The following is a 9,747-nucleotide window of genomic DNA, read 5'->3' on the forward strand; positions in this document are numbered from 1 at the left end:
AACTTCACCCACGGCGCGCTCTACACGGTCGGCGCCTACCTCACCTACCTCGCGGTGGCCGCGCTCGGGCTGAACTTCTTCCTGGCGCTGCCGGTGGCGATCCTCGGCGGGCTCGTCCTCGGGGCGGCGATCGAGCTGGTGCTGCTGCGGCCGTTGCGCGGCTCGGACATCGACACCACCATGCTGGCGATGATCGGCGCCGGCATCGTGCTGCAATCGGGCACGCTGTGGCTGTTCGGCGGCGTCGCCAAGGCGATCCCGACGCCGTTCCCCGAGACTCCGCTCCAGATCGGGCCGGTCTCGGTGTCGTGGCTGCGCGTGTTCGTCCTCGGCGCGGCGCTGGCGCTGATCGCGGCGACCTACCTGCTGATCAACCGCACGCGCCTCGGGCTCGCCATGCGCGCGACGTTCCAGGACCACGACACCGCCGCGCTGATGGGCGTCAACGTGCGGCTGATCTACACCGCGACCTTCGCCGTGGGGTCGAGCCTCGCCGCCGCCGCCGGCGCGCTCCTCGGCCCGGTCTACGTGGTGTTCCCGCAGATGGGCGGGATGGCCGAACTGAAGGCCTTCGCCATCGTCATCCTCGGCGGGCTCGGCAACGTCACCGGCGCGGCGATCGGCGGCTTCATCCTCGCGCTCGCCGAGGAACTCGGCGCCGGCTACATCTCGTCGGGCTATCGCGACGCGATGGGTTTCCTCATCATCATCGCGGTGCTGGTGCTCCGACCGACCGGGCTGTTCGCGAAGGCGGAGCGCATCGGATGAGCCGCCTCGCCCCCCTGGCGCTGCTCGCCGGCCTCGGCCTGCTGCCGCTGGCGCTCGGCCCCAACCCCTACCTCCTCAACGCGCTGATCACGACCGGCATCCTGATCGTCGCCGCGATGAGCCTCAACCTGCTGCTCGGCTTCACCGGGCAGCTCAGCCTCGGCCACATCGCCTTCTTCGGCATCGGCGCCTACGTCAGCGCGCTGACGAGCCTCGGCTTCGACGTCGAGCTCGGCTTCGGCCTGCGGATCGTGCACGAGCCCTGGCCGGCGGCGCTCGGCTTTCCCCTGGCGATCCTCGCAGCCGGCGCCTGCGGCTGGCTCGTCGGGCGGCTCTCGTTCAGGGTGCGCGGCGCCTACTTCGTCATCGTGACGATCTCGTTCGCCGAGGTCGTGCGGCTCGTGGCGCTGAACTGGGTGGAGCTGACCCAGGGGCCGCTGGCGCTGACCGGCATCCCGGCCTTCACCCTCGGCCTGCCGGGGCTCGGCACCTGGACGCTGAGGACCAAGCTGCAGAACTACTACCTCGTGCTGGCGGTCGGTACGCTGTGCTACCTGATTATCGCTTGCCTCGTCGGCTCGCGCTTCGGGCGGGCGATGCGAGGCCTGAAGGAGAACGAGTCGCTCGCGCTCTCGGTGGGCATCGACGCCACCCGGACGCTGACGATCGCCGCGGTGATCTCGGCGGCGATGGCGGGCGCCGCCGGCAGCCTCTACGCGCATTACCTGCGCATCATCGACCCGGACGTGTTCCAGTTCTCCACCACCGTGACGATGGTGATCATGGTGGTCGGCGGCGGCAAGGGCACGCTGCTCGGGCCAGTGGTCGGCGGCCTGATCTTCGGGATGCTGCCGGTGGCGCTCCGCCCGGTGATGGCCCCGGAGGCGCAGTGGATGGTCTACGGCCTCGTGCTGATCGCGCTTCTGTTCGTCATGCCGAAGGGTATCGTCCCCGGCCTCGCCCGGCTCCGGCGCCCGCCCGCGGCCGCTCCGGCCGCGGTTCCCGCTGAGGTGCGGCCGTGAGCGCGCCGATCCTGTCCGTCGATCACGTCGGGGTGCGCTTCGGCGGCCTCGTCGCCGTCGCCGACCTGCATTTCGACGTGGCGGAGGGCGAGATCGTCAGCCTGATCGGCCCGAACGGGGCCGGCAAGACCACCGCCTTCAACGTGATGACGGGCTTCCTCAAGCCGAGCCGGGGGCAGGTGCGCTTCCGCGGCACCGCCCTGGGCGGCCTCCAGCCCCACGCGATCGCCCGGCTCGGGCTCGCCCGCACCTTCCAGCGCACCAGCGTGTTCCCGGACGACACGGTGTTCGACAACGTGATGATCGGCCTGCACCGGCGCGGCTCGTCGGAGCCCCGCCCCGGCCTGCTCGACGCCGTGCTCGGGCGCGACGCCGCCGCGGAGCGCCGCCTGCGCGCGCGCGCGCTCGACCTCCTCGACCGGGTCGGCCTCGCCGCCCGCGCCGGGGAGAAGGCGGGCGCGCTGTCCTACGGCGAGCAGCGCCTCGTCGGCGTCGCCCTGGCGCTCGCCGGCGAACCGGCGATGCTGCTCCTCGACGAGCCGGTCTCGGGCATGAACGCGTCCGAGACGCAGGTTTTCGTGCGCCTGATCCGCGCGATTCGCGACCGCGGCGTCACGATCCTGCTGGTGGAGCACGACATGCCGATGGTGATGGCGGTTTCCGACCGCATCGCCGTGCTGAACCACGGACGCCTGATCGCGCAGGGGCCACCCGCCGCGATCCGCAGCGATCCGGCGGTGATCGAGGCCTATCTCGGCCAGGGCAGCGCGGCGCGCGAGGCCGCGCGCCGGGCGGCCTCGGCACCGGAGACGAGCGATGCTTGAGATCCGCGACCTCGTCTGCGGCTACGGCCACGTCACGGCCCTGAAGGGCGTCACCATCGCGGTGCGCGCGGGCCAGCTCGTGGCGCTGGTCGGCGCCAACGGCGCCGGCAAGTCCACGACCCTGCGGGCGGTCTCCGGCCTCGTGCCGGCGCGCTCCGGCACGATCTCGCTCGAAGGCCGCGACATCACCGGGGCCGATCCCCGCCGGGTGCTCGCCCACGGCATCGCGCATTGCCCGGAAGGCCGCCGGGTCTTCCCGCAGATGAGCGTCGCCGAGAACCTCGCGATGGGCGCCTATCTCCGGCGCGACAAGGCCGGCATCGGTGCCGACCTCGCGCGGATCTACGGCGAGTTTCCCCGCCTCGCCGAGCGCCGCGCCCAGGCCGCGGGCACCCTGTCGGGGGGCGAGCAGCAGATGCTGGCGATCGGCCGGGCGCTGATGGCGCGGCCGAGGCTCGTGCTGTTCGACGAGCCGTCGCTGGGGCTTGCGCCCAACATCGTCGAGCGGATGTTCTCGGTGATCCGCGCGATCTGCGACGCGGGCACGACCGTGCTGCTGGTGGAGCAGAACGCCTTCGCCGCCCTCGAACTGTGCGATTACGCCTACCTGCTGGAGACCGGCCGCATCGTGCTCGCCGGCACCGGTGCCGCCCTGATCGCCGACCCGCATGTCCGGAACGCCTATCTTGGCGGCTGAGGCCGCGCCCGCGCGCGGGACGGCACCGGAACGCTGGCTCCGCGCCTGTCGGCGCGAGGCCCTCGACGGCGGCGCCATCGTCCCGGTGGTGGTCGCGGGCCTGCACCTCGTCCTCGTCCGGAGCGGTGGGCGGGTCGTCGCGGCGGAGCGCGCCTGCCCGCACGAGGGCGCCGACCTCGCGCATGGCCGCTGCGCGCACGGCCGGCTGTTCTGCCCGCGCCACCGCGCGTGGTTCGACCTGCCCGCGGGCACGGTCTCGCCGGGCTGGGATTTCCGGGCCCTGCGCATCTACCCGGCCCGGATCGCCGGACCCGACATCCTCGTCGCGGTGCCCGGCGAGGCCGGGGCTTGAGCGCCGGACGCCGTCGAACCCGTTCGCCGATCAGCGCATCCGCTCGGCGGCCCAGGCGATGTGGTCGTCCATGAAGCTGGAGATGAAGAAGTAGGAGTGGTCGTAGCCCGCGCGCATGTTCAGCGTCAGGGCGATGCCGGCCTCCTTGCACGCCGCCTCGAGCAGCCACGGCCGCAGGCCGTCCTGCAGGAAGCTGTCGGCGGTGCCCTGGTCGACGAGGAATTCGGGGAAGCGGTGCCCGTCCGCGATCAGCGCCGTGGCGTCGTGAGCGCGCCACGCGGCCTCGTCCGCGCCGAGATACTTCGCGAAGGCCGGCCTCGACCAGCCGGCGGTGGAGGGCTGGACGATCGGCGCGAAGGCGGAGCAGGACCGGTAGCGGCCGGGGTTGCGCAGTGCGAGCGTCAGCGCGCCGTGCCCGCCCATAGAATGGCCGAAGATGCCTTGCCGGCTCATGTCGGCGGGGAAGTTGGCCGCCACCAGCGCCGGCAGCTCCTCGGCGACGTAGCTCCCCATCCGGTAGTTCCTGTCGTAGGGCGGCTGCGTCGCGTCGAGGTAGAAGCCGGCGCCCGAGCCGAACTGCCAGTTGCCCGCCTCGTCGGGAATCTCTTCGCCGCGCGGGCTAGTGTCCGGCGCCACGACGATCACGCCGTGGCGGGCGGCCGCCTGCCGGTACTCGCCCTTGTCCATCACGTTGGCGTGGGTGCAGGTCAGCCCGGAGAGGTACCACAGCACCGGCACGGGGCCGGACGCCGCCTGCGGCGGCACGAACACCGCGAAGGTCATCGCGCACCCGGTGGTCGCGGCCTCGTGCCGGTACACGCCCTGGACGCCGCCATGCGCGAGGGCCTTCGAGACGGTGTCCATGCGGCGATCTCCTGGGGCTCGGCGACGCGTTTCCGGCGGGGAGCCGGCGCGCAGCCGGGATATCGGTTTCAGATCATCGGGAAGACGTCGGTGCGGGCTCTTCCCTCCCCCGCAGAGGGGGGAGGGAGAGCGCGATCCGGTCTCAGTACAGCACCACCGAGCGGATCGACTTGCCCTCGTGCATCAGCTCGAAGCCGTGGTTGATCTCGTCGAGCGGCATGGTGTGGGTGATCAGGTCGTCGATGTTGATCTTGCCCTCCATGTACCAGTCCACGATCTTCGGCACGTCGGTGCGGCCCCTGGCGCCGCCGAAGGCCGAGCCCTTCCACACGCGGCCGGTGACGAGCTGGAACGGGCGCGTGGCGATCTCGCGGCCGGCTTCCGCCACGCCGATGACGATCGATTCGCCCCAGCCGCGGTGGCAGCATTCGAGCGCCTGGCGCATCACGGCGACGTTGCCGGTGCAGTCGAACGAGAAGTCCGCCCCGCCCCCGGTGAGGTCGACGAGCGCCTGCACGACCTTGTCGTTGCCGACCTCCTTCGGGTTGACGAAGTGCGTCATGCCGAACTTCTCGGCCATGGCCTGCTTGGCCGGGTTGATGTCCACGCCGATGATCTTGTCGGCGCCGACCATCCGGGCGGCCTGGAGCACGTTGAGGCCGATGCCGCCGAGCCCGAACACCACGACGTTGGCGCCGGGCCAGACCTTGGCCGTGTAGATCACCGCGCCGATGCCGGTGGTGACGCCGCAGCCGATGTAGCAGACCTTGTCGAAGGGCGCGTCCTCGCGGATCTTCGCCAGCGCGATCGCCGGCAGCACCGTGAAGTTCGAGAACGTCGAGCAGCCCATGTAGTGGTAGACGGTGTTCGCGCCCGGGCTGCCGCCGGTCGGCGTGCAGGTGAAGCGGCTGGTGCCGTCCGGCATCACGCCCTGGCCTTGCGTCGCGCGGATCGCGGTGCAGAGGTTGGTGCGCTGCGACAGGCAGGACTTACAGTTGCGGCATTCCGGCGTGTAGAGCGGGATGACGTGGTCGCCGGGCTTCAGCCCCGTGACGCCGGCGCCGACCTCGCGCACGATGCCCGCGCCCTCGTGGCCGAGGATCGCCGGGAACTTGCCCTCCGAATCGAGGCCCGAGAGGGTGTAGGCGTCGGTGTGGCAGATGCCGGTGGCCATCACCTCGACGAGCACCTCGCCGGCTTTGGGGCCCTCGATGTCGATGGTCTCGATGGTGAGCGGCTTCTTCGCCTCCCACGCCACGGCTGCGCGCGTCTTCATGTCGGGCTCCTCCTGCCTGGACGATATCGGACGGCGTCGGTCGGCGACGGCGCTTCGGTTCGCTCCACCACGGCGGCGGCGATCCGAACGGCCCGAAACTCCGATGCCTGATGCTGGTTCTGACGGGCGGATGCAACCGCCAATTCGCACGGCGCGATTCCCTCGGACGTGGCTCGTGCCGCCGATGGATCAGTCCGCGTCGAGCCAGCCCCGCACGGCCTGCTTCAGGAACGCCGCATCGGCCGGGATGACGCTCGGGTTGCCGGCGCGGTGGCCCCAGAGGCTCGGGATCGGCCTGAGTTCGGCCCGGTGCAGGTGCGGCAGTTCGGCGGCGTTGTCGGCGACGCGGAAGTACAGGTCGGTCTCGCCTGGCATCAGGAGCACGCGGGCCGTGATTGCGCCGAGCGCCTTCGCGAGGTCGCCGCCGTAGCGGGCGTCGGAGGCGATGTCGCCGGCATCCCAGGTGCGGAGCTGGGCGTGGAGGTCGCCCGCGTCGCGGCGGGCAAAACGCTCTTCCCAGTCGGTGCGCAGGAACGTGTCGAGGTCGGGCGCGCCGAGGGCCGTCTCGTGCAGGTTCGCGCGGTAGAAGTCCTGGCTCAAGGCCCAGCCGGCATAGATGCGCCCGAAGGCGCGCAACGCCGCGTCCGGCTGGGCGACGAAGCGGCCGTCGCCGCGATGCTCGGGAGCCGCCTCCAGCACCGCCATCTGGCCCTTCAGGAAGACGCGGTTGTGGACCGCGGTGCGGGCGCTGCCGCAGACCACGATCGCCCGCGCCACCGCGTCCGGGAACAAAGCCGCCCAGTGATAGGCCTGCTGCGCGCCCATCGACCAACCGTAGACCGCGTGCAGCCGCCCGATGCCCCAGAGCTCGGACAGCAGGCGCCTCTGCGCGTGGACGTTGTCCCACGCGGTCACGAGGCCGGGCCAGCCGGGCGTGTTGGACGGGCTGGAGGAGAGCCCGTTGCCGAACATATCGGGGATGACGACGAACCAGCGCCCGGGATCGAGCACGCCGTCAGGCCCGATCAGCCATTCGAGGTCGGGGTGCTGCGCCCCATAGCTCGTCGGGTAGAGCACGACGTTGTCGCGCGCCGGCGACAGCGTCCCGTGGGTCTTCCAGCTCAGGCGCGCATCGGGGAGGATTGCACCCGAATGGAGGACGAGGTCCCCGAAGGCGAAGGTGCCGGATGCGGCAGGCCAGTTCACGGGCGCGGCGTCCGCACGAGGCCGACGTGCCGGCGGCCGTGGCCGTGCCACCGGTGTGCGAGCCGCGCGCGGATCGCCTCGCGTCGCTGCGAGAGGCCGCGCAGGTCCTGCCCCGTCGGAATCCGTTCCCGTGCCGCCGTCATGCAGCCCCCTCGACATGCGCCCGAGCGTTTTTGCACGATCCGTGCCGGGGCGCGGACCCTACGCCGTCCCGTCCCGCGCCGTCCGGGCCTTCCGCCGGCGCTCGACGTTCGCGTAGGCCGCCGCTGCGAGCGTCATCGCGGCGAGCGCGTACCACGTGATCGCGTAGACGAGGTGGTCGTTGCGGAAGGCGACGACCGTCAGGCCGCCGACCGGCAGGCCGTCGCGGTCGGGCGCGGCGTCGGCATCGACGAAGTACGGCGCCGCCCCGGTCAGCCCGCGCGCCGCGGCGATGGCGGCGACGTCGCGCGAATACCAGCGGTCGGCCCCGGGATCGTTGCTGCGCAGGAAGGCGCCCCCGGGCTCGGTGATGCGCAGGAGGCCGGTCACCGGGACGTCGCCCGCCGGACGGCGCCATCCGGCCGGGTCGCGCCGGTCCGCCGGCACGAAGCCGCGGTTGACCAGGACCGCGGACCCGTCGGCCGTCCGGAGCGGCGTCATCACCCAGAAGCCGCCGCCGAGCGCGGTCACGGCCTGCACCAGCGTCGTTCGGTCGTGGAGGAAGCGTCCGTCCAGGCGGACGCGGCGGTAGGCGTCGGCCGCGCCGGCGATGCCGGGCCAGTCCGCCGGCCCCGGCGCGGCCGCGGGCGGGGCACGCACCCGCGCCTCGACCCGTTCGATCAGGTCGAGCTTCCAGATCCGGCGCTGGACCTGCCACGTGCCGAGGGCGAGGAGCCCGGCGACCACGAGCGCCGCCGCGAGGTTGAAGGCGAGGACGCTGGGGCTCCAGGTTCTCAGGGCTGGTGGTGCATGAGGTCGTGGGCCGACATCGGCATCATGTTGGCGTTGAGGTGGTACATCACCCAGATCGAGCCGGTCAGCGTGATCACGACGAGGGTCAGCGTGAAGATCAGGGCCAGGATCGTCCATCCGCCCTCCGACGTCGTGTTCATGTGCAGGAAGTAGACCATGTGGACCACGATCTGTACGACCGCGAGCGTCATGATCACCAGGGTGGTGTGGACGGCGTTGCCGAGCACGTTGCCCATCACCAGCCAGAACGGGATCGCCGTCAGGACCACCGACAGGACGAAGCCGGTCACGTAGCCCCTGAACGAGCCGTGGACGCCCTGCGCATGGGCGTGGCCGTCGTGCGCATGGGCGTGGCCGTCGTGCGCCCGTGGGCGGCCCGCCTCGATCGCCGAACTCATTGCAGCACTCCCATCAGGTAGACGAAGGTGAACACCCCGATCCAGATCACGTCGAGGAAGTGCCAGAACATCGACAGGCACATCAGCCGGCGCTTGTTCTCGACGATCAATCCGCGCTGGGCGGTCTGGACCATCAGCACGGCGAGCCAGACCAGCCCGAGCGAGACGTGCAGGCCGTGCGTCCCGACGAGGGCGAAGAACGCGGACAGGAAGGCGCTGCGCTGGGGCGTCGCGCCCTCGTGGATCAGGTGCGCGAACTCCCACATCTCGATGCCGATGAAGGCCGCCCCGAACAGGCCGGTCACGGCGAGCCAGATCTGCATGACCCGCGCGTTGTCCCGCTCCATCTCCAGCATCGCGAAGCCGTAGGTGATGGAGGACAGGAGCAGCATCGACGTGTTGAGCGCCACGACCGGCAACTCGAACAGGTCGCGCGGCGAAGGGCCGGCCGCGTAGTTCCGGCCCAGCACCCCGTAGGTGGCAAACAGCACGGCGAAGATGAGGCAATCGCTCATCAGGTACATCCAGAAGCCGAGCATCGTCCCGGTCTCGTGGGCGTGCTCCTCCTCCGCGTGGAAGACGGGGGCCGTTCCGGGCGGTGCCGTCTCGGTGTGCATCATCGGACCAGGCCCGCCGCCGCCATCATGCGCGTCCGCTGCCCCTCGGAGCGGAGGACGACGTCGGCCGGGATGTCGACGTCGCGGTTGTAGTTGAAGGTGTGGGCTACCGTGACGAGGAACATCGCCAGGAAGGCCGCGGCGGCCAGCCACCAGATGTACCAGATCATCGCGAACGAGAACCCGATGGTGAGCACGCCGAGGATGATGCCGGTGGCGGTGTTCTTCGGCATGTGGATCGCCCTGTAGCCCTGGAGCGGACGGGCATAGCCGCGCTTCTTCATGTCGGACCACGCGTCGAGGTCGTGGATGACCGGCGTGAAGGCGAAGTTGTAGTCGGGCGGCGGCGAGGCGGTCGACCATTCCAGCGTCCGGCCGTTCCACGGGTCGCCGGTGAGGTCGCGAAGCTGCTCGCGGTTGCGGATCGAGACCACGAACTGCACGACCATCGAGAGGATGCCGCACAGGATCAGCACGGCGCCGAAGGCCGCGACCACGAACCAGACCTGAAGGGACGGGTCGTCGAAGTGCTGTGCGCGCCGCGTCACGCCCATCAGGCCGAGCACGTAGAGCGGCATGAAGGCGACGTAGAAGCCCACCGTCCAGAACCAGAACGACATCTTCCCCCAGAACGCGTCGAGCTTGAACCCGAACGCCTTCGGGAACCAGTAGTTCACGCCGGCGAACATCCCGAACAGCACGCCGCCGATGATGACGTTGTGGAAGTGGGCGATCAGGAACAGCGAGTTGTGCAGCACGAAGTCGGCCG

At 70.9% G+C, this 9,747-nt stretch carries 12 protein-coding genes; 5 read left to right on the top strand and 7 right to left on the bottom strand.

Annotation, left to right across the window (positions count from 1 at the left end):
* From ACFE86_RS18810 to ACFE86_RS18830, 5 genes are all read left to right on the top strand, one after another.
* On the top strand, nt 1-768 hold a 768-nt coding region (locus ACFE86_RS18810; RefSeq protein ID WP_375456847.1), incomplete at its 5' end, for a branched-chain amino acid ABC transporter permease.
* Nucleotides 765-1,790 (top strand): branched-chain amino acid ABC transporter permease, encoded by a 1,026-nt coding sequence (locus tag ACFE86_RS18815; protein ID WP_375456848.1) that lies wholly within the window; start codon nt 765-767, stop codon nt 1,788-1,790. The genes ACFE86_RS18810 and ACFE86_RS18815, both read left to right, overlap by 4 nt.
* A complete protein-coding gene (locus ACFE86_RS18820) occupies nt 1,787-2,614 on the top strand; it encodes an ABC transporter ATP-binding protein (protein ID WP_375456849.1) in 828 nt (275 codons plus the stop codon). Before ACFE86_RS18815 ends, ACFE86_RS18820 begins: the two co-directional genes overlap by 4 nt.
* Nucleotides 2,607-3,311, top strand: coding sequence for an ABC transporter ATP-binding protein (locus ACFE86_RS18825; protein WP_375456850.1), 705 nt, complete (start codon nt 2,607-2,609; stop codon nt 3,309-3,311). The genes ACFE86_RS18820 and ACFE86_RS18825 overlap by 8 nt, the downstream gene beginning before the upstream one ends.
* Nucleotides 3,301-3,663, top strand: a complete 363-nt coding sequence (locus tag ACFE86_RS18830; protein WP_375456851.1) for a Rieske (2Fe-2S) protein — start codon at nt 3,301-3,303, stop codon at nt 3,661-3,663. Before ACFE86_RS18825 ends, ACFE86_RS18830 begins: the two co-directional genes overlap by 11 nt.
* Nucleotides 3,664-3,693: 30 nt before the next feature.
* Here ACFE86_RS18830 and fghA read toward each other — a convergent pair whose 3' ends face one another.
* The 7 genes from fghA to ACFE86_RS18865 form a co-directional block, all read right to left on the bottom strand.
* Nucleotides 3,694-4,527: an S-formylglutathione hydrolase gene (gene fghA, locus ACFE86_RS18835; protein ID WP_375456852.1), complete on the bottom strand. Its 834-nt coding sequence runs from the start codon at nt 4,525-4,527 to the stop codon at nt 3,694-3,696.
* Between the two features lie 142 nt (nt 4,528-4,669).
* Nucleotides 4,670-5,803, bottom strand: coding sequence for an S-(hydroxymethyl)glutathione dehydrogenase/class III alcohol dehydrogenase (locus ACFE86_RS18840; RefSeq protein ID WP_375456853.1), 1,134 nt, complete (start codon nt 5,801-5,803; stop codon nt 4,670-4,672).
* A 189-nt stretch (nt 5,804-5,992) separates the two neighbouring features.
* The gene (locus ACFE86_RS18845; RefSeq protein WP_375456854.1) at nt 5,993-7,009 is read right to left on the bottom strand and encodes an alpha/beta fold hydrolase; all 1,017 of its coding nucleotides are present in this window, start codon (nt 7,007-7,009) and stop codon (nt 5,993-5,995) included.
* A gap of 201 nt (nt 7,010-7,210) precedes the next feature.
* Nucleotides 7,211-7,897: an SURF1 family protein gene (locus ACFE86_RS18850; RefSeq protein WP_375456855.1), complete on the bottom strand. Its 687-nt coding sequence runs from the start codon at nt 7,895-7,897 to the stop codon at nt 7,211-7,213.
* 47 nt (nt 7,898-7,944) lie between these two features.
* Entirely contained in the window at nt 7,945-8,361 is a 417-nt protein-coding gene (gene cyoD, locus ACFE86_RS18855; RefSeq protein WP_375456856.1) for a cytochrome o ubiquinol oxidase subunit IV, read from the bottom strand.
* A complete protein-coding gene (gene cyoC, locus ACFE86_RS18860) occupies nt 8,358-8,981 on the bottom strand; it encodes a cytochrome o ubiquinol oxidase subunit III (RefSeq protein WP_375456857.1) in 624 nt (207 codons plus the stop codon). The genes cyoD and cyoC overlap by 4 nt, the downstream gene beginning before the upstream one ends.
* On the bottom strand, nt 8,978-9,747 hold a 770-nt coding region (locus ACFE86_RS18865; RefSeq protein WP_375456858.1), incomplete at its 5' end, for a cbb3-type cytochrome c oxidase subunit I. The genes ACFE86_RS18865 and cyoC, both read right to left, overlap by 4 nt.

The sequence above is a fragment of the uncultured Methylobacterium sp. genome, assembly GCF_964244095.1.
Lineage (GTDB): Bacteria > Pseudomonadota > Alphaproteobacteria > Rhizobiales > Beijerinckiaceae > Methylobacterium.

Excerpts from the sequence above, each read along its gene's own strand:
- cyoC (WP_375456857.1), bottom strand. The coding sequence starts at position 8,981 with ATGATGCACACCGAGACGGCACCGCCCGGAACGGCCCCCGTCTTCCAC.
- ACFE86_RS18840 (WP_375456853.1), bottom strand. The coding sequence starts at position 5,803 with ATGAAGACGCGCGCAGCCGTGGCGTGGGAGGCGAAGAAGCCGCTCACC.
- ACFE86_RS18815 (WP_375456848.1), top strand. The coding sequence starts at position 765 with ATGAGCCGCCTCGCCCCCCTGGCGCTGCTCGCCGGCCTCGGCCTGCTG.
- cyoD (WP_375456856.1), bottom strand. The coding sequence starts at position 8,361 with ATGAGTTCGGCGATCGAGGCGGGCCGCCCACGGGCGCACGACGGCCAC.
- ACFE86_RS18825 (WP_375456850.1), top strand. The coding sequence starts at position 2,607 with ATGCTTGAGATCCGCGACCTCGTCTGCGGCTACGGCCACGTCACGGCC.
- fghA (WP_375456852.1), bottom strand. The coding sequence starts at position 4,527 with ATGGACACCGTCTCGAAGGCCCTCGCGCATGGCGGCGTCCAGGGCGTG.